Below are 21,548 nucleotides of genomic sequence, written 5' to 3'. Positions count from 1 at the left end.
GCATATGATGAACTTTATTGTCATTAAAATTGGTGGCAGTACACTTAGTGACATGCATCCATCAATTATTAACAATATTAAGCATTTAAAATCGCAAAATATTCACCCAATTATCGTACATGGTGGCGGTCCATTTATTAATGAAGCATTATCAAGTCATAATATTGAGCCACATTTTATTGATGGTTTAAGAGTAACCGATAAATTAACAATAGATATTACAAAGCGAACTTTAATTGCAGAAGTTAACACCGCATTAGTTGCAACATTTAACCGACATGGTTGTTCGGCAATTGGTTTAAGTGGTCTCGATGCACAGTTATTTGAGATTACACCATATAACCAGCAATATGGATATGTGGGCATTCCTACTACTTTAAATAAAAAAGCCATAAATTATTTAAGTACTCAATATGTCCCTGTCATTAACTCAATTGGCTATAGTTATCATAATAATGCATTTTATAATATCAATGCAGATACTCTTGCCTATTTCATCGCATCGTCATTAGAAGTACCGATTTATGTCCTCAGTAACATTGCAGGCGTAATTATTCAAGATTCTGTACTTTCTAAATTGCCAATTAGTAACATTGAGCAATTTATTCATTGCGGTGATATATACGGTGGCATGATTCCCAAAGTACTTGATGCTAAAAATGCTATTGAAAATGGATGTCCTAAAGTTATAATTGCATCTGGTAGCAAACCAAATATTATTGAAAAAATTTATCATGACAATTTTGTTGGTACAACTATATGTTAAATTTTCATCTTCAATCACTTAATCGATGTCATATTTTTCATTGATTAAGTGATTTTCTTTTTGGTCAATATACCAACAACATTAGAGGTTTACATCATTGATTTCTATGAGCATTATTATGTTTATAATACTTCTTTACAAAATTAAATTTGCTACTCTATTTGTCATTTTCTAAATAGTTGATAGAAATATTTTAAATTTTAAAAAACTTTTTATTGTGAGTTTTTTCACATATTACTATAATGAACATAGATAAAAAGAGAGGGGTCCTTAAGTTGACGAAACGACAAATTGGCTTGTTCATTTATGCCGGAATTATTGGTGGTTTGTTATCTGGAATTGTAAAGTTAGGCTGGGAGGTCATGTTTCCACCTCGTACACCAGAACGAAATGCAACGAATCCACCTCAAGAGTTATTGCAACAATTAGGATTTAGCAGCGACTTTACTCATCAAACATATACATTTTCAAATATGGAGTTACCTTGGGTAAGCTTTATTGTTCATTTTAGTTTTTCTATCGTTATAGCGATTATTTATTGTATTTTAGTTAAAAAATATGCTTACTTAGCAATGGGACAAGGTGCTGTCTTTGGTATTGCAATATGGATTCTTTTCCATATCATTATTATGCCAATTATGCATACTGTACCAGCGCCATGGGATCAACCCTTCCAAGAACATGCCTCTGAATTATTTGGCCATGTTGTTTGGATGATGACCATTGAACTAGTACGACAACATTTTGTTTATCGCTATAAATTGAATTAATATGTAAATAATAAGATGCTGGGACGAACATAAATCCCTTTTTAAAAAAACAGCAGTAAGATAGTTTCTAATTGAAAATTATCTTACTGCTGTTCTCTATTTATACAATTATTCATATTGAATGACTGCGCTATGCCTGTTTCCTCTTCAATTCCGTAGTTTTAATATTAATTTTTCAAAATATAACTAAAAACGTCTAACAGCAAACCATTCAGCGTATTAAGCTTTAAGCTTATTGCTAAGAGATACTGTTAGACGTATTTCTAACTACTCAATAATTGAAAAATAGATAATTTTTTATAACCCCAAGGTGCTTGTCCGATAAAGCATACTTGTACCATAAAACGATCAAACATAAATTGCTTAAATTTCACTTCACGTGCTTGATAAAAATGTGACTGGGTCATATCATAAACATCCAATCCTTTAATTAAACCTTCTCCAATTAACTTAGTGAAACTTTCTTTTTGTGTCCAAATTTGGTAAAAATCATTTAAACTACATATTTGGTGTGCTTCATTTGTAGAAAAGCACGTTACTAATGTACGCCAGTCTAAGCGATCTGAAATTTTTTCGATATCAATTCCAACCGGTTGTGTATCTACGACGCACACAATATAAGGATAACTATATGACAAGCTCACATGAATTGATGGACCATCGCTATGATGTTGAACAATTTCTGCCTTCCCTGATGAAGAAATGTGATAATGCCATTCATGCGGTAATAAACCTGTATCATGTTGAATTCCGTATTGCAGTAAAATATCTCCCAATCTGTGCATGAGTTTATCTTGATTGTATCTATAGTTGACTGTTCGCGGTTTTTTATATGACCAACGACTTTGTGATATTAATTCTTCAATACTTTTCAAGTTACTCTGTAATTGCATTACAAATACTGTCATAACTTTCCCTACTTACTTATTGAATATTGTTTGGATATATTGTGCCCAATGATAAAGCCAATCGCTAGTCATTGTTGGCCACTGTTCACCGATGTCTTTCATTATGCTTAATGTCTTTTCAGCATCAATCGTCGCAAGTTGTTGTCCGTAATCAACACTCGTTAGACCGATTGTTTCGTACATTTGTTGTTTGTGTAACATTTGATCAAAATACCTGTCACTGATGATATTTATCTCTTTACACTTAACATTTTCTAGCAGAGATTTCATCGTCATTTTATATGGTGATAAAACATGATAAATAATTGGTGGCGTGTTTAATTTTGCTAATGCAACAATTTGTCTTGCCGTCGTATCCACATATGATAAATCAACAGGTGTTTTAGCTAAACTATCACCTATACAATCCAGTTGTAACAAGTCATTCATTACAATTGAAAAACGATTTGTTTTTATATTTCTCATGTGCCATCGCCCCTTATAAGGAATCGTCAAATTACCAACACGTATAATCCTTCCATCGAGACCATCTTTTACAGCTTCTAATACTTTCAACTCACTGTAAAATTTACTTCGTGTATAAGGCGATGTCAGTAATTGCCCTCTATACACATCCGCTTCCGAAAATGTTGTTTCTTCTGTATCCATATCAAAATAAGTTCCCACACTTATCGTTGATATATAAATTAACCTTGCTTGATGTTGCCGAGCCATATGAATGACATCAATAGTACCTTGAACATTAACTTTTTCAAATTCTGCATCATCACCAAAGTGATCTGTACGGGCGCCTGCATGAATAATGGTATCTATTTTTCTCGTCAATGCTACCTCGTTCATATGTTCGAGGTCACCTACAATAACTTCTATATTCGATAACCATTTTTCAACTGTTTCTTGTGAAAAATAATAGTTCAAATTCGTCAGTAATTTATCCCACGCATCATCATTATTATCCGCACGTATAAAACAATAAATACGATTATTATATCCTTGAAGCGCTTCAATTAGATAAGCACCTAAAAATCCTGTAGCACCTGTCAATAGCACATTTCCAAGTGTACCTCGTTCTAAAGAATGCTCAAAAACATCCATACGGTAATGAGATTCAACCATTTGTTGTAATTCCGGATAATCCTTTGGCAACATTACTTCTAATTGTTGACATTGATGCATATATTTAACGATACGTTTTACTGTTTTATACTGATACAAAGTTTGCATTGATATATGATGTCCGAATACTTTCAAACGAGAAACAACGAGCATCGCTTCCAATGAATTACCACCTAGTTCAAAAAAGTCATCATCTACACCAATATGATTCTGCTTTAATACTGTTTCAAAGACATTTATAAACGTCTGTTCAATTTCATTAGTAGCTTCACTATCCATCTTGCCATTCTGTTGTAATATGGATGGTTCAGGCAATTGCGACTTATCTACTTTATCATTCGCTGTTAAAGGCATTTGATTCATATGAGTGACAGTTTTCGGAACCATATACTTAGGTAAATGTTCCAATAAATGATGCTTCACGTGTTGCTCAATGTGTGGTTGCCCCACATAATATGCATTTAATATATCATGCGTATCAAAGTGGTTTACTGTTACAACACAATCAGATACACCATGAATAGCTCGCATCGCATTTTCAATTTCATCTAATTCAATACGATAACCATTCACTTTCACTTGTTTATCTATTCTTCCTAAAAATTCAATCTGTCCGTCTGGTGTATACCTTGCTAAATCACCACTATGATATAGCTTTCCTTTACCAAATGGATTATCTTGCCATTTATCAGCAGTTAACTCTGGGCGATTAATATACCCTAGCGTCAAACTGTCTCCTGCGATACACAATTCACCAGGCATACCAACACCACATAATAATCCATCATCCATAATATATACTTGAATATTTGATAATGGTTTACCAATAGGAATGGTTTCAGGAACTTTATCAGCACATTGATGTGACCAATACGACGTAATGACTGTTGATTCCGATGGTCCGTATGCATTGTAATAAGTGCCACAATGATGCTCAATATAGTTTACAAATGATGGCGTACTCGTTGCACCACCAGTAATTAATTTTTCAATATAAAAATCACCCATCATACTGCACATTTGTAAAGGAATCGATGCAACCGTAATGTGATTCTTAGATATAAGTTGCTGTAATTGTACTGGATCAACACGTTGTTCTTTATTTGGAATCACAAGTGTATGACCATTTAACAGACAACAGTATATTTCCATTACCGATGCATCAAAAACTATATTTGCATGCTGCATAAATACTTCAGTATCTTCTAATTGTAGTTCTTTTGTCCAAGCATATACTAAATTCAATAAATTACGTTGATTTACAGCAACGCCTTTAGGAACACCCGTCGTTCCAGAGGTATAGATTACGTACATCTCGTTATCCAACATCATTTCTCCACAACTATGGTTATCTACTGTTTCACATTCTTGAACGTCAGACACTGCTTCACATTGATTATCTCGCACTCCATCAGACTCATGACTATATTGATTATGAAGTGCTTTGTCATAGGTACAATCATATGAATTGACCCATTCTACACAGCCTTGGTTGTCGTCTCCTTCAGTACATGTTTCATCATCTTGATTACAATTCACTCTATCACCATAACCATTTTTGCTCGGTTTATGATGACATTTAACATTTTCTAAATCAATAACTGGTAATGTCGACTCAATATCCACACCATAGGTCATGATCGCTACAATTTGAGCGTCCTCTAAAATTATTTCACGTCGCTTTTTCGGACAATCAGTATCAATCGGTACATATACCGCACCCAACTTCACTGCTGCTAGCATAGCTGCAATCATTTCAAAGCTACGTTCAACTAACAATGCTATACGTTGTCCTCTACCAATACCTTTTGAAGTAAGTATTCGTGCAATTTTATTAACATAGTGTTGCAAAGTTTCATATGACATCGTCAAATCATTCATTACTAGTGCCACATGATTGCTACGTTGTGCTGCAACTTCATCAAAATATTCTATTATAGATTTATTTCCTGGGACATCAAGTGTTCTATTGTTAACATGCGTATTAACCCAATCCAATAAATCTGTATTATCATTTGGTATATCTTTAATTTGTAATGGCGCATTATGCGCTAAAATAAATTCAATCATAGCGATAAACTGTTGACCCATATACTGTATCGTTTGCGAACGATATAAATCGCTGTTGTACTCAATATTGATAGTATAGTTATTACAATCTTCTTCAATAATAAAGGCTAAATCAAATTTCGAAGTCACTGATTTTGGCGGTATATGCGTTAACTTGCTATGCCCAAAATGGGAATGATTCGTTTCATTATTTTGTAAAACTAACATCACATCAAATAATGGATTTCGAGAAGCATCATGTGCTTGATCTAAATCGGCAACAAGACAGTCAAATGGGTATTCTTGATGTTCATACGCTGCCAAACTATGCACTTTAATTTCTTGCAAAAACTGTGTCCACATTTTCTCTTTCACTGGTTGTCCTCGATACACTAAAGTGTTAGCAAACATGCCTAACATACGCTCTGTATCACTATGCATACGTGCACTCATTACGCTACCTACTGTAATATCTTCTTTTCGTGCATATTTACCTAACAGTACCATTACTACACTCATAAAGAACATAAAATCAGTAACTTGGTGCTTCTCTACATATTGTTGCAACTGACGTCTTGTAGTATTACTCAATGAAAATGATGTCATCGCACCGTTTGTTGTTTTAACATTAGGTCTTACAAAATCAGTCGGCATACTTAAAATAGGTACAGCATCTTCAAATTGCGATATCCAATATTGTCTATGTCGCCCCATATCACGTTGAGCCATCCATTCACTATAGTCTTTATACTGTAATGTAAGTGGTGACAACTTTTTATTCTGGTAAAGCGCATTAAGATCTTTTACTAGCTGAATATTACTCATACCATCATTAATAATGTGATGTGTATCAATAAATAAATATGCATGCAATGGACTTCGAATATATCTAAATCGAATTTGACTTGGCTTTTCTAAATTAAAAGGCTCTATATACTGACGCATGATTTGTTGCTCATCTTTAAAATGGGTATTAACTTCTTCAAAGTCAACTTCAACATCTGTTTTGATACGCTGTCTAACTTCATCATCTACAACTATATATTGCGTTCGTAAAATCTCATGTCGTGCTATCAATTGATGAATTGCACGTTGTAATTGGGACACATTAAGATCCGATGACAAACGCCATAAAAACGGTACGTTATATACAGTATCTTTTGGATTTGCTTGCCATAATAAATACATGCGTTGCTGCGTAGAACTCAACACGTAATCCTCTTTATTCACCGCTATAGGAATCGATTCATATCTTTGTTCTTGAATTGTCGAAATAGCTTGTGCTAATTCAAATACAGTTGGTTTTTGTAACAAATCACTAATTTTTAACCGTTTACTAGTATATTCCTCTATATGATTTACTACTAATGTTGCTTTTAATGAATGTCCACCTAATTCAAAAAAGTTATCATGTATGCCGACTTGTTGCACATTTAAAATATCTTCAAAAATTTGGCACAGTATATGTTCCATATCAGTACTAGGAGGTACATAAGTACCCATATCAACGAAATCCATCTTAGGTAAAGATTTTTTATCTATCTTTCCATTCATCGTAATTGGAATTTGTTTAATACGCAGGAAATTCACAGGTATCATATACTCTGGCAACGTTCTACGTAACTGTGCCTTAATCTTATTATTAGATAATATATGCATGCCTTCATAATAGGCCACAATATAGTCTTCTTGGTCATATGTTTGAACAATAACCACCGCTTTATTTATACCTTGTATATGCTCGAGTGCGCGTTCGATTTCAGATAACTCAATTCTAAATCCACGAATCTTAACTTGCTTATCCATCCGATATAAATAATCAATATTCCCATCAGGTAATAAACGTACAATGTCGCCGCTTTTATACATCAATTCATGGTTCTTGGCATTCATGATAAATTTATCTGCTGTCATTTTCGGCTGATTTAAATACCCTGTTGCTAACCCAAGACCTCCTATACATAGCTCTCCAGGAACACCTATCCCGCAACACCGATGACCTTGCATAACGTAGACATGTGTACCGAGAATAGGCTTGCCAATTGGAATACGTCTTGGAACTTCACACGGTATAGCATAAGTTGTCGTAAATGTCGTATTTTCTGTAGGACCATACCCATTAATAATTTGGGGATGTTTCAACCTTTGATTTAATAAAGTTATCCACTTAGCATTTAAAACTTCACCACCGATTAATAAGTAACTTAACGGTTCTAAAATTTCTATATGCTCACTAGCAATCTGGTTATATAACGAAGAAGTTAACCACATTGTATTAACATCATTTTCTTTAATCAGCCGTCCTAAAACCGATGGATTCAACAATTGCTCTTTAGAAGTAATGATGATGGTACCACCATTTAATAATGCACCATATATTTCAAAGGTTGCAGCATCAAAAGCAATCGTACCTGACAGTAGCATCGTCGTTTCTTCATTTAATGGTACATAATGATTTCGATGAACTAAGCGAACAATCCCGCGATGCGGAATCAATGTCCCCTTAGGCTTACCTGTTGTGCCAGAAGTATAAATGACGTAAGCATGGTTCTCAATCGTATTACATCTCGGAAGATTATCAGCATCTTGCCAATCGACCTGTTCTAAGTCTAAATGAGCAATGTCTTTATTATCATTTTCATGAGCTACTTGATACGTTATAACAACTTTTGGAATTGCATCATTTAAAATATACGTTCGGCGTTCATCTGGATAATCAGGATCTATAGGCACATATGCACCGCCCGCCTTTAACACTCCTAACATTGCGACAATCATTTCAATGCTCCGATCAGCAATAATAGCTATTCTATCATTAGGTTTAACATTAAAATGCAATCTTAAACGTCTCGCTAAATCATTGGCACGTGCGTTTAAAATTTGATAAGTAATTGCTTCCCCTTCAAATTTAACAGCAATATGATCCGGTGTTGCTTCAACTTGACGTTCAAATAAATCTACAACGGTTTGATTATTGTCTATAGCTGGTATGTTTAAATTAATTGAATCATATACTTTCATATCATTCTCAGTTATCAAATTGAGTTCACCAATTACCATTTTCTTATTTTTATTTATTTGAACATAAATATTTTGAACTAATTTACTTAGTGTTTCTATTGATAACAAATCATAAGCCTCACTGTTATAAATAATTTTATAACCATGCTCATTGGGGAAGATTTCAATATCAGATAAACTTGTATGTGTGTCGTGTATTTGATGAATATCCATAACGACATCATTACGATACGTCACTGTTTGATGGTAACAGTGAAAAATAGTTTCTAACGAAAGTGATGTCTTTGCGGATTGTAATGTGTTGGCATTTTTAAAAACAATATTACTAAATTCAGATAAAAGATGATAGCATGATTCTTGATTATCAATTTTTAAAGTTAAGGGTACTACACTACCATGTAACGTTAATACATCTTCGCTAGGAATCCTCGGAGGTATGTGCATACCTAAGGTCACATCATGTTGCTGGCTTATAATATGATTTGCTAAATATACACTCACAGCCAATGATTTAAGATCCACTGATGACATATCATCAATCAAATATTGCTTATACATTGGTTGCTCATAGGTGAACTTGATTGGAAAATAACTATCTTTATATACATTGCTATCATTCTCTAGCCGAAAGCAGTCTGATTGTATTTGAAATTTATCTTGATTGTGTGTGTAATTGTCTTTTTGCTTTTCAATTAAAGATGATATATGTTTCGTATCGTTTAAAGTATTGATGTTGCAATATACATTACTTATATGATTCAGAAAAATATCAAGCTGACTATCATCAAAGATTGTCACATGAAAATCTAATAATATAAAAGTAGCATCGGTGAACTGAAACAATTTAAATTTAAATAACGGCATGCCATTATAATGGAATCTATTTAATTTTTGCTTAAAATAAGAATCTAAATCATAATTTGTAGAAGAAAATGGAACTTGTTGCATTTCAATAAAAGGTAGAAATTCATGAAGCGTCATTGTATAGTCATTATTGACATTTGCATTAATACATTGTCTTAAAGATGGATGTTGTTGCACAACTTTCGATAGTGCATGCATCATTTGCTGAGTATCAACATTTGTTGCGAGTTTAACCCAATACGTATTACGGTGTGTCGTTGATTCTGTATGATTGCTGTATATTCTAAAATATTCTTGTTGAAATTTCATGTTACCCATAATCATATAAAGTCCTTCTTTCATATCATAATACCCAATTCTTACTGAAATTGAACGATGATATGTCAATGAATGGCAGTACTACTTATCTGGTTAGAAGATGATTATTACAAAACATCATTTGCGACATCAGATCAATAGCGATATATCTCTACCCATAAAATACACCACTCGTATCAATCACCAAACGTTTTAAATGTAAATTACATACATTGCGATAAATAACACTTTATTTTTTACTCAATAACTATCATTTATTCATATCATTCATTAACTACAGTACGGTTGTTACAAAATATCCATGAAGCAAGTTTATATTAAACAAACAACTCGCATAAAACAATTGTTATCACTAAATTTTAACAAATTCTTAATAAATTTATCTCTATTTTAATCACGACCTAATTAATAGGTTTTCAATATAAACAAATGTATAAAATAAATATATAAGTGAATTCAATCTGTATTTGATTGCTTTTGTCCCCCAAATACACCAGCAACAAGCATGCTCGCACCAATTGTTAACACTACAAACATATACATCCCCATTTGTAATGATGTTAAGAAAGCACCCAACACAATCCCTAATCTAGCTAGTGTTTCTGAAATATGAATACCTAATGCATTAACCGCACTATATGTTCCCCTTTTGGCTTTAGGAATAATTTTAAAACGTTGTTCTGAAACTATAGGCGAATAAATAATTTCACCTACAGTTGCAACTATCATAAAAATGATTAATAAGCCAAACTGATTAAGATACGTTAGACCACTATAGCCGACAATATAAATTAGCAAACCAGTTATTAAAGCTATTTTAAAATCTACTTTCAATACAACTTTCGAGATAAAATACGTAAGTAAAATGACGCCAACTGTATTGATCATTAGCAAAATTGCTAACATCTTAGCACCTGTAATATCATATGAACCTATGCTTATTGTTTCAAATTGATCCTTTAGTCTAATAGCAATGTATGAAGAAATTGAAAATTCACCCATCATAATAATACTGAACCCCGAAATCAATAACATGTAATTACGGTCTTTTAAAACTAATTTATAACTACGAAATATATTCATAATTTGTAATTTTTGATAACTACTTGCATGTCTATTATCATCAATTTGCCTTACTTGATTGTCGTCTTGAGGTAACCAAATATATAAAATAATCAGTACAATTAAAAATATACAAGCTGCTATTAAGAAAAGTAGTAACATACTATAGCCATACATCAAACCACCTAACAATGCCCCAATAGCTACCGATAAATTCGTAATCCAATAGCTGATCTTGTAAATATAATGTTCCACGTCTTCGGTAATTGCATCCATTATTAATGTGTCCATAACTGGAAATTGTAATCCCCAAACGATTGTAAATATAGCATATGCAACGCAAAAACCAATGATTTGCCACAACTGATGTGATCCAAACATCCCCATTAAAACTAGCATCATAACCATCGTTGCTTGATAAATAAGTACTAGCAACTTTTTCGGAAATATTTCAATAAGGTAACCAGATATAATAGATAACGGAAATTTTAGAACTACTAAACCAACAAGGTATATGCCGACAATTGATTGACTTAACATATCTGTTAAATATAATGCTATAAACGGTATAAATGCTGTCGTAATAATCAGCTGTAAAAAATTACTAATCAACCGTACTTTCAAAGTCGTACTTAAGCGTTTCATTGATAACTACACCCCAATTTCCATGTATATGCGCACTAACATTTATGTGATATCTATTATTGGATCATACGTTGAAGCAATTTTTTTAATTATGACCATTTATTTAATAAACAAATACATCGATTTAACAATGCTTCTTGCATATTACACCTCAAAAAATTTAGCACTATATGACTATATATTATTCCAAACGAGTGAAATTTATCAATATTTGCGTAAGTGAACACATATGTGCGTAAACGTTAAATGATTGTCCAATTCTAGTAGTTCATATACTTAAATGTAATCATAAAAAAACTACTGCCATCTATACAACAGCAGTAGTACTTATATAATTCATTTATATAAAATTGAAAGTGTTCATCGCTAAATCAACATACTTATTCTATTTTGCTGTATAACTTTTACTAGCAATACGACCACTTGCAACAATAATATCTTTATCTTGGAAAGGTTCATGATTGAAGAAACGATCTAAAATATCTTTAACTCCATCTTCAATACGTTTTTGTGCTTCTAATGTCATACCTGAATAGTGGACTGTCATAGCATTTCTAGGCATTGTTCTCCATGGATGATCAGCAGGTGCAGGTTGTGGATACCATACATCACCAGCATATCCTTGTAAATGTTCAGATGCTAATGCTTCAACTAACGCATCGCGATTAACAATTTTACCACGTGCAGTATTCACTAAATAACTGTGTTTTTTCATGCGACTTAAAACATCTTTATCAAATAAGTTATCAGTTTCTGGTGTTAATGGTGCATGAATTGTAATCGCATCACTTGTTGAAACAAGTTCATCAAAGCTTACAAATTTTGATAATTTATGGTCTTGTTGATTGATTGGATCATAGTGTTGTAATGTCACATTAAATGGTGCTAATCTTTCAGCAACAAGTTGTCCAATTCGTCCAAATCCAAAAATACCAATTGTTTTGTGTTGTAATTCATGCGCATGATTACCCACTTGAGATAAATTCCATTCACCTTCTACTGATTGACGATGACCTTCTTCATAGTTTCTAAGAAGTATTAATAAGTCCATGACAGCATGTTCAGCCACACTAACTGTATTACTTCCAGTAACTTCAACGACACCAATATTGTGTTCACTTGCAGCCGCTAAGTCTACATGGTCAGATCCGACACCTGCTGTAATTGCTAATTTCAATTTTGGTGCTTTTTCAATACGTTCACGAGTCATATATGCAGGGTAAAATGGTGCACTAATAACCACATCCATATCTGGTAAATGTTTATCTAAGTCTTCACCGTTATCTGCTAATATAATGAATTCATGTCCTCTTTCCTCTAAAAATGATTTTAATCCTAATGCTTTTTTAGTATTAAGCAATTGATTGTCTTGACCTTCTACTGCTTCTGGAAATAACGCTACGATTTTCATATCCATCTCTCCTAAATGATAAATTTTGACTTCCTTAAAGTACGTGTTGCGTGTTACTTGTTTTAAAAATACGACAAAAAAACGGCACCGTTTGACATACCACCCCCTTGAATTATTGTTAAATTCAAAGCGAAGTTAGCAAACAGCACCGCGTACCTTACACCAGCAACACTTATTCTATTGACTTATCGAAAACAAATATTGAAATGACTTCATCATCATTCAAATCAATATCTGTAAATAATTTTACAAACTTAGCGCCTACAAGATTTTCCATCTCATTTACATCTATTTCTTTATACATCTGTTTAATCTTCTCTGTGCGTGTATAATGTAGCATCGATTCATTGCGTTTGTCGTTTAAGTAAAAGCTTTCAACTTTACTTAAGACACCAGTCATATATGCAATCGCCCAATTATCTTTAAACGACACTCGAATACTATTAGGGCCTTTACCCACGTATTCTTTACGATAAGATCTCACTAGATTCGAGAATTGTTGTTCTTTAGTATGCGTATCTATTGTATTCACCTTCTTTAAAATAAGAAGTTCATTAATTGTTCACATTTTCATTATACACCTTATTAACACTTTTTCAATGATAACGATTATTATTATTACAAAATGTATATTTTCCTAGTTAAAAAGATATAACAAATTAACAAGAAATATTTATAAACTAGTATTTATATTATTTATAAAAAATGTTTCAACAAATGCATCTAAACAACAAATCAACATATTGTACTTAGTCCTTCAATGTTTCTTCAAGTTTACCTAAATGTCTTAATGTCGGTGTTAATGCAGCGAAGAAGAATCCTTCTTTTAATTTACGTACTTGTGGGGAATACAGTGTATATGCTCTTGAGCCACCATTAACAACAGAAGCTTGATTTACATCCAACAATAAATAGCCAATGTCCTTCTTCAATGATATCAATTCACTTAAATGGCCATCTAAATTGCCATCTTCTAACAATGTATAAAATGCCTCTTTAAGTTGAAGATAACGCTTTTTAAAATCTTCAACATCGTATTCTAAATATTGATTGATACCATTTTGTGCATTAGAAAATGCATCGATTAAGTCTAATGAACTCTTGATTGATCCTAATCCAATTGGAATTTGGTATGCAATAAATTGTGGTCGAATCGTTGCGGCAAACTGTTTTGCATCATGCGTAATAATTTGAGATTGTGGTACAACCACTTGATTTAGCGTAATTTGATATGTTGCTGAGCCATTGACTCCTAAAAAGTTTGTTTTTTCAACGAGTGTAATACCATGTTGATTTGCACGTAATATAAACATCACAAATTCATCTGATGATTCATGCTTCGAAATTGCGCCAAAGTAATGATCTTCTTGGATATTACTAACAGCCGGCATACGTCCACTAACAACTAGTTGCCCATCGACATATGAATGCTCTAAGTTTAATTTTTCTAAATCATTAAATGATTTCATTGGATTAGACAATCCGGTAGCTCCTAATATTTCTCCCGATAACAATTGCACTTGTAAGTCTTTATTTAAATGTGGCTGTGGTGCATTTTGCAAATAAGTAGAAAAGGCCAACTGGCACCACAAGCAAAAGCCTGTGGTCAAACAAGACTGCGATACTGCCTCAATTACTTCAGCATTTTTTCTAAGTGATGCTTCACCAAAATATCCATCTACAAATAACTTTTGAATAAAAGCCTTCGGATAATATGTACCAGCATCAATTTCTTCTAAATATGGATCCAACTGTTCTTTAATTAATGTTTCTAAAGTCATCATCATCTCTCCTTACTCTCCAAATCTTTTCAGTATAAATTGCTCAATATAACTAATTAAACGATCAATAATAAAACCAAATAGACCTATAAAGAAGATCGCTGCTAAAACATCTTCTAAATTCAACATGTTCCGTGCATCTACAATTAAAAATCCTAGACCTGATTGCGCTCCAATCATTTCACCTGAAACTAAAAATATCCAACTTGTTCCAACGGCCATGTGTATACCAGCCATGATCTGTTTGAATGCCCCAGGAAATAAAATATTTCGGTATAGTGACCATCCAGTTAAATTTAAATTAGTAGCTATTTTCAAATATTGAGGTTCAATATCTCTTACACCTTTAATTGTGTTAAAAACAATTGGGAAAAAGGCAGCTATAAAAATAATTGCTATCGCTGGCAAACTACCTATACCAAACCATAGGACAACAAATGGCGCCCAAGCTATCGGTGATATTGGTCTAATCAACTGAAATAGTGGTTCTACTGCATTGTAAAACCAGTGATTTCTTCCAAGTAGGAACCCTACTGGAATAGCAACTATTAATGCGACAACAAACCCTGCAACAAACCGCCATAAACTAATAACCAAATGTTGAAAAATCTCTCCAGTAACAATGAATGTCCAAATACTTTTTCCTACAAGCGCTGGACTAGGTAGCAATACTGGTTGGTAGTGTCCTATGATAATAACTAGTTCCCATATGCCTAGGAAAATGATAAATGTGATAATTGGTAGTAATATTTTATTTATTGTGAGACGTGTCATGAACGCGATGCCTCCTTATATAGTGATGGTTCAACAAAATCATCATATGCAGGTGGGTTAAATAATTGATGTTGTCTCACCAACTTCGAAATTTCTTGATAGCCGGATGGTTTAATAGTTAAGTCGCCATATGATGTCCACTCGGCTGATTGTTTTAAGACCTCACGACTTTGTTTAAAATGTTGTGTCATAATATCTACACTTGTATTTTTATTATTCATTTTAAAGCCGGATTTTTTATAATCTTGTACAAACGCTTGCGCTATATCTCTATGTTGATGCAGAAGTTCACCTCTAAGCACTAGCACACAGCAATATGCATCAGGAATGACGTCATCACCATGTTTCAAAGTCTCACCTTTCCCTAACTTTTCACCGAGGGCACCAAACGGTTCAGCTACAGCGTATCCAGTAATTCGATGTTCACTTAAAGCTGCTGGCATTTCTGCTGGTGACATTTCATGATAACTAAAATGACTCGGTTGAATCTTTAATTGCTTACGTAATGCTTCAAGTAAAAGATAATGGGTTGAATAACGATGTGGTATACCAAAATGATATTCATCATTATTATTAAATTCACTCAAATGCATGCCTTTTTGACCCATAATGACGTTGCCTTCATGATGCCCTAATGCCACCGCTTTTATATTTGATCCCTTTTGCTTTGACTTCATAGCAAGTTCTATTAAAGTCGATGCACCATCTATACGACCACTATTTAATGCATCCATTAAATCAGGCCAATTATTAAATTTCACTAGTTCAAGTTTGTATTTAGCGTGGCTCGATTGCGATAATAATTTTTTAGTCATCATCAAATTCGCTGAATGTGTAATCGGCAAATACCCTATTTTAATTACTTGCTGATTTTGCGACTTTTTAGACGGTGCTTTAGACACCCTTTGCCAGTCACAACCTGAAAGTATAAGGAATCCAATAATGACGATTGCGATAATTTTTTTCATCGTTTTTCACTCCTTATAGATAGTATTCAGGTTCAACTTGATGATGATTCAAGGCAAATGTTTCCATAATATCATGACGAATTTTAAGCAAATGACTATCATTACGATTACGTGGATGTGATGTTGTCATTTCATATTGAGAAATAATATTACAACCTTCTCCTAATAAAACAATTCGATCAGAAAGATAAATTGCTTCATCAATATCGTGGGTCACAAGAATGATAGTGGCTTTTGTTTGATGTTTTAATTGCACTAACTGATCCTGTAATTTATAACGTGTAAATGCGTCCAATGCACCTAATGGTTCATCCATTAATATGACGTTTGGCTGATGTACATGTGCACGACACAGTGCTACACGTTGTTTCATACCACCAGATAATTGCTCAGGAAAATGTTTACCTTTTCCTTCTAAATCAACTAATTTGAGTTGTTCATTGATATCTGTATCAGTCATTTTTTTATGTAACCCTATCCTAATATTGTCATTAATCGTCTTCCAAGGTAGCAAATTATGATGTTGGAATAACATTAAACAATCTGGCGATGGGTTTCGCTTTACTTGATTATTAATTACGACATGTCCTGACGACGGTTGAATAAATCCGCCAATAATATTAAGTAAGGTAGACTTGCCACAACCACTTTTTCCTATAAATGAGATGATTTCACCTTTGTTAATATCTAAATTAAAGTTATGTATGACTTGATGTGTGCCGAAATGATGTTGTAATTGCTGTATTTTAATCATGACAATCCCCCTTTTAATTCCTACTATTTTAATAAGAATTAAGTGTATATCTAAAGGGCTATGCCTAACACAGCCCTTATATCCCAAATTGTTATAACTACAGATGATTATTGATATCGTGTTCGTTACGATATATTCCTTACCACTTTCATAAATTATCTTTAGAAAAATAGCAGGCCTATACTATATTAAGAAAAATCTTTATTTCAATACCTCTGCATACAGATGTTGTATTGCGTTCATGATATCTATTATTAAAATAACTCTCGTCCATCTATACTAAACATTCAAATTTGATGACTAACATCAACTTGTAGTCTTATTAAAGTTTTTCGATGCCATCAATTGGTGTATCTACTGCTTTACGCGCACGACGCACCGCTTCTTCATCAGGTGCATTATATAAACAAATACATTTAGACATATCTTCACATACGTATGTACGTTTAAATTCTACTTCTGGTACTTCTTCATAATGAACAGAATTTTTCTTTTTACGTGCTAAATATTGATCCATAGTAATGCCTTCAGGAATATTCCAAGTTACAAGGTAATCGACATGTGCATCTCCATTTTTAACTTCGTCTAAATCTTTTCCAACTAAGCGTACTTCTTTCACTAATTGAATACTGATACCTGCGTCTGTTAAAAATTGTTTAGCTTCTGTTTCATCATTTGCTTCTACAATAAAATATCCATGAGTTAAATTTTCAGTAGCTTGTACTTCAATTAAAGTTGGTATTGATTTAGTAGATAACGATGCTGCCTTTGCTTCCAGTTCTTCTTTCGATGATGCAAAATCAAGATGATTGGCTTCTAGTAAAAATAATGTCATTAATAAAACCTCCTATAACAATGGTTGAAAAAATATTACTATAATTCCTATCAGATTACAAGGATATTGAGCTATTTTTTTAAATATTTAGATAAAATTTCAGGAAATATATTTTCAAAGAGTATAAAAATAATGTTAGGGTATAACTAAATAAACATATATATAGGAGGCTATCATTATGGATAAAGAATCTGTCGTAGCAAGTTTAGCAAGAAATAAAAAGATTGCTGTGGAAACAATGGCCGGTCAAAGATACATCATAGAACGTATTTTACATACAGATGACGAAAAACATATTCATATTCTGAAACCTAAAGACGTCGTTTTAGAAGTGGATGACATTAAAGAAATTGATGAAAATGATTTAGGTGACGCAACATAAGCATAAACAAAACATGCGCTGTGCTAAAGTTATTCTGGCACAGCGCATGTTGTTTAATTATTTTAATTTATCAAAGTATGGTTCATCTAATGGGTTTAGTTGTAAGTTTTCAATTTGCAATGTTGAATGTGCAATGCCATATTTTTCTTCAAGCAGCGTTGAAACTTGATCAATAGCTTGATAATCATCAACATCACAATTTCTATCTAACACAACATGCGCACTTAATGAGTAATGGTCTGTTGTAATACTCCACAAATGAAACTCGTGCACATCTAAAATGCCATCGATACTAATGATATCTTCAATGATTTCATCGGTATTTAAATGTTTAGGTACACTTTCCATTAGAATTAACCAAGCATTACGCGTAATTTTATAACCACCACGCAAAATGATGATTGAAATCACAATACTAATGATTGGGTCAATAATGCGCCAACCAGTAAAATGAATCAATACAACCGCTACGATCACACCAATAGAATTTAACAAATCCCCCATAAAATGCCATAGTGCACTTTGAATATTAATATTGTCTTCTTGTTTTAAAGATCTTACTAGAATTATAGTCAAAATAATATTAACTAACAAACCAATACTAGCTATGAGAAACATAATGCCACTTTCAATTTGTTGTGGATAAATAATGCGCACAATCGCCTCATACAAAATCCAAATTGATATTACAATCAATGCTAAACCATTTAAAAATGCTGCTAATATCTCAAATCTCAAAAAGCCAAATGTATAGCGTGCGGTCGGCTTCTTACTTGCAAAATAAATTGCTAGCATCGATAAACCTAGTGCTAATACGTCACTTAACATATGAAACGAATCAGAAAGTAATGCCAATGAATTTGACACTAATCCTCCAACAAATTCAATCACTGTAAATAACAGTGTAATAATAAGTGAAGCCCATAATGTCTTTTTAGAATTATGTTGAATTTTTTGATGATCAACATGATGAAAATATTTGTATCTATTTAAAGCAATTTTCTCCCTTTTATTCATCTAATTTTCCACTCCTAAATAAAGCACCATATTCAATAAAATTAGTTTTAAAAGTAAATATTTATAGTTTTATAAAAATAATAGCATTCTCTTAACTAAACATGATTTATAAAATAACAATTTTATGACATGACAGTTCATTAATATTTACCCTTTATAACGTAATGTAATATCACTTTTGCAAAAACTTTTACCACTTAATGTCTCGTTGTATCGCTATTTTATCCCTATCATATAGAATATATGGAAAACTGCCGAGAGTATTATGCTATTTACATAAAAATGTCAAAAACTATAACCCCTTTTCAATCAAATAAACGTTGTCTTATAAAAAACGTACTGCAAAAGAGCGCAAGTAAAAACAGCAGTAAGATGATTTGTAATTAAAAATCATCCTACTGCTGTTATTTTTCTCATTATATACTGATATCATTACGCGCATTCCTATACATTCAGTCATTCTACTTAAAATCTTAATCGCTTCGTTAAACATTAAGACCTACCGATAGACTGACCTACGAACACGCCTCAAAAACTATATTTACTCTAGTACAAACCTTTTAAAGCGTTACTTGTATCAATATAAATATTTTTAACTTGTTGATAATTACTTAACGCACCTTTATATGTTTCTCGACCAATACCTGATTTTTTATAACCGCCAAATGGTGCGCCTTCTGGTACTTGGTTATAAGTGTTAATCCAAATACGTCCTGTACGTACGGCCTTCGCAATATTTAATGCACGTGTAATATTTTGAGAGAATACGCCACCAGCCAAACCGTACTCTGAGTCATTAGCGATATCTATTGCCTCTTGATCGTCTTTCACTTTAATGACTGTTAGCACTGGTCCAAATATCTCTTCTTGAGCTAACTTATGTTGATTATCTGGCACAGCAATTAACGTTGGTTCAAAGAAGAAACCTTTATCTAATCCATTTTCAGTTAGACGATGACCTCCTGCTAATATTTGTGCATCTGATTCTTTTGCTGCATCAATATAAGATTGAATCTTTTCTAACTGATCTTTACCAGTTTGACTACCCATTTGTGTAGATTCATCTTGTGGATTACCGACTTTAATATTTGAAAATGCCTCTTGTAAACGCGGTACCAATTGATCATAAATTTTTTCATGAACTAATAATCGAGAGCCTGCACTACATACTTCACCTTGGTTGAATAAAATACCTAATTGAATACCTTCAACTGCTAAGTCTAAATTAGCATCATCTAAAATAATATTGGCACTCTTACCTCCAAGCTCTAATGTAGCAGGAACCAAATGTTTCGCTGCAGCTTCTGCAACTTGGTATCCCACATCAGTTGAACCAGTAAATGATAATTTATCCACACCTTCATGATTAAATATTGCATTACCTGATTCTGATCCTTTACCAGTTAGTATATTAACAACACCTTTTGGTAACACTTCTTGGAAGATTTTTGCAACTTCTAATAAACTTAATGGTGTCGAAGACGATGGTTGTATCACAATCGTATTACCTGCAGCAATGGCAGGTGCAATCTTCCATGCAGCTAATAACATTGGGAAGTTCCAAGCAACAACCGCACCGACTACTCCAATCGGCTCATGCCTTACAATACTCATCGTATCTTTATCGATATCATTCACTGTGCCTTCTTCAGTCTCAATAACACTTGCAAAATAATGGAAATGTCTTGCCGCAAATGGAATATCAATCGATGTTGTTTCACGAATAGGTTTACCATTATTTAACGTTTCTATCATTGCAATCTTGTCTTTTTGCGCCATTAATTTATCACCAATGTCGCGTAACATCTGCGCTCGTTCTGTTTTTGATGTCAATGACCATGATTCAAATGCCTCTTGTGCTACTTTGACTGCATCATCAACATCTTTATCTTTTGCTCTCGTAATATGTGATAGTGTTTCTCCAGTTGCTGGATTTTTCACTTCAATTTTTTCGTCACTGCTACCTTTAACAAATTCCCCATTGATAAATAAACCGTAATCCTCTGCTATATAATCTCGAACGTTTACTGCCATGTTATCTCTCCTTTGTTTATAGGCTATAAAATAAATCATTCAGCATCATATATAATAATGATTTTAAACGATA

15 protein-coding genes are annotated in these 21,548 nt (G+C 33.0%); 3 read left to right on the top strand and 12 right to left on the bottom strand.

The features are described 5' to 3' along the window. The first annotated feature begins 7 nt into the window (after positions 1-7). Together argB and SAMSHR1132_RS00790 are read left to right on the top strand one after the other, a co-directional pair. The gene (argB, locus tag SAMSHR1132_RS00795; protein ID WP_042355849.1) at positions 8-766 is read left to right on the top strand and encodes an acetylglutamate kinase; all 759 of its coding nucleotides are present in this window, start codon (positions 8-10) and stop codon (positions 764-766) included. Positions 767-1,056: 290 nt separating this feature from the next. Beyond that, positions 1,057-1,536: a YagU family protein gene (locus SAMSHR1132_RS00790; protein ID WP_096001335.1), complete on the top strand. Its 480-nt coding sequence runs from the start codon at positions 1,057-1,059 to the stop codon at positions 1,534-1,536. A 263-nt stretch (positions 1,537-1,799) separates the two neighbouring features. Here SAMSHR1132_RS00790 and ausB read toward each other — a convergent pair whose 3' ends face one another. The 10 genes from ausB to SAMSHR1132_RS00740 all read right to left on the bottom strand — a co-directional run bounded on the left by ausB (position 1,800) and on the right by SAMSHR1132_RS00740 (position 18,042). Continuing rightward, positions 1,800-2,444, bottom strand: a complete 645-nt coding sequence (ausB, locus tag SAMSHR1132_RS00785; RefSeq protein ID WP_000215717.1) for an aureusimine biosynthesis 4'-phosphopantetheinyl transferase AusB — start codon at positions 2,442-2,444, stop codon at positions 1,800-1,802. Positions 2,445-2,456: 12 nt separating this feature from the next. Next, on the bottom strand, positions 2,457-9,818 hold the full coding sequence (ausA, locus tag SAMSHR1132_RS00780) for an aureusimine non-ribosomal peptide synthetase AusA (RefSeq protein ID WP_000605287.1): 7,362 nt from the start codon (positions 9,816-9,818) through the stop codon (positions 2,457-2,459). Positions 9,819-10,268: 450 nt separating this feature from the next. After that, entirely contained in the window at positions 10,269-11,519 is a 1,251-nt protein-coding gene (locus tag SAMSHR1132_RS00775) for an MDR family MFS transporter (protein ID WP_000826864.1), read from the bottom strand. A gap of 385 nt (positions 11,520-11,904) precedes the next feature. Further along, positions 11,905-12,930, bottom strand: a complete 1,026-nt coding sequence (locus SAMSHR1132_RS00770; protein ID WP_000706132.1) for an NAD-dependent formate dehydrogenase — start codon at positions 12,928-12,930, stop codon at positions 11,905-11,907. Between the two features lie 172 nt (positions 12,931-13,102). Beyond that, the gene (locus SAMSHR1132_RS00765; RefSeq protein WP_001092007.1) at positions 13,103-13,462 is read right to left on the bottom strand and encodes a DUF2294 domain-containing protein; all 360 of its coding nucleotides are present in this window, start codon (positions 13,460-13,462) and stop codon (positions 13,103-13,105) included. A 217-nt stretch (positions 13,463-13,679) separates the two neighbouring features. Next, the gene (locus tag SAMSHR1132_RS00760) at positions 13,680-14,711 is read right to left on the bottom strand and encodes an acyl-CoA/acyl-ACP dehydrogenase (RefSeq protein WP_000171668.1); all 1,032 of its coding nucleotides are present in this window, start codon (positions 14,709-14,711) and stop codon (positions 13,680-13,682) included. Between the two features lie 12 nt (positions 14,712-14,723). Then, positions 14,724-15,485: an ABC transporter permease gene (locus tag SAMSHR1132_RS00755; protein WP_000197561.1), complete on the bottom strand. Its 762-nt coding sequence runs from the start codon at positions 15,483-15,485 to the stop codon at positions 14,724-14,726. Then, complete coding sequence (locus tag SAMSHR1132_RS00750; RefSeq protein WP_000719881.1) at positions 15,482-16,453, bottom strand: ABC transporter substrate-binding protein; 972 nt, start codon at positions 16,451-16,453, stop codon at positions 15,482-15,484. The genes SAMSHR1132_RS00755 and SAMSHR1132_RS00750 overlap by 4 nt, the downstream gene beginning before the upstream one ends. Positions 16,454-16,466: 13 nt before the next feature. After that, positions 16,467-17,207 (bottom strand): ABC transporter ATP-binding protein, encoded by a 741-nt coding sequence (locus SAMSHR1132_RS00745; protein WP_000590862.1) that lies wholly within the window; start codon positions 17,205-17,207, stop codon positions 16,467-16,469. A gap of 322 nt (positions 17,208-17,529) precedes the next feature. Next, a complete protein-coding gene (locus SAMSHR1132_RS00740; RefSeq protein WP_000171917.1) occupies positions 17,530-18,042 on the bottom strand; it encodes a DUF4242 domain-containing protein in 513 nt (170 codons plus the stop codon). A gap of 178 nt (positions 18,043-18,220) precedes the next feature. Here SAMSHR1132_RS00740 and SAMSHR1132_RS00735 point away from each other — a divergent pair, with 178 nt between their 5' ends. Next, positions 18,221-18,424, top strand: coding sequence for a hypothetical protein (locus SAMSHR1132_RS00735; protein WP_000356961.1), 204 nt, complete (start codon positions 18,221-18,223; stop codon positions 18,422-18,424). Positions 18,425-18,481: 57 nt separating this feature from the next. Here the strand turns inward: SAMSHR1132_RS00735 and SAMSHR1132_RS00730 are convergent, their stop codons facing one another. Both SAMSHR1132_RS00730 and SAMSHR1132_RS00725 read right to left on the bottom strand, forming a co-directional pair. Continuing rightward, a complete protein-coding gene (locus tag SAMSHR1132_RS00730) occupies positions 18,482-19,441 on the bottom strand; it encodes a cation diffusion facilitator family transporter (RefSeq protein WP_001042037.1) in 960 nt (319 codons plus the stop codon). 546 nt (positions 19,442-19,987) lie between these two features. Then, on the bottom strand, positions 19,988-21,475 hold the full coding sequence (locus SAMSHR1132_RS00725) for an aldehyde dehydrogenase family protein (RefSeq protein WP_000290384.1): 1,488 nt from the start codon (positions 21,473-21,475) through the stop codon (positions 19,988-19,990). Positions 21,476-21,548: the final 73 nt, after the last annotated feature.

Origin of the sequence: Staphylococcus argenteus (assembly GCF_000236925.1) — a bacterium.
Taxonomy (GTDB): Bacteria; Bacillota; Bacilli; order Staphylococcales; family Staphylococcaceae; genus Staphylococcus; species Staphylococcus argenteus.
The sequence above is the reverse complement of the archived record's forward strand: the minus strand, read 5'-3'. Positions and strand labels throughout refer to the sequence as shown.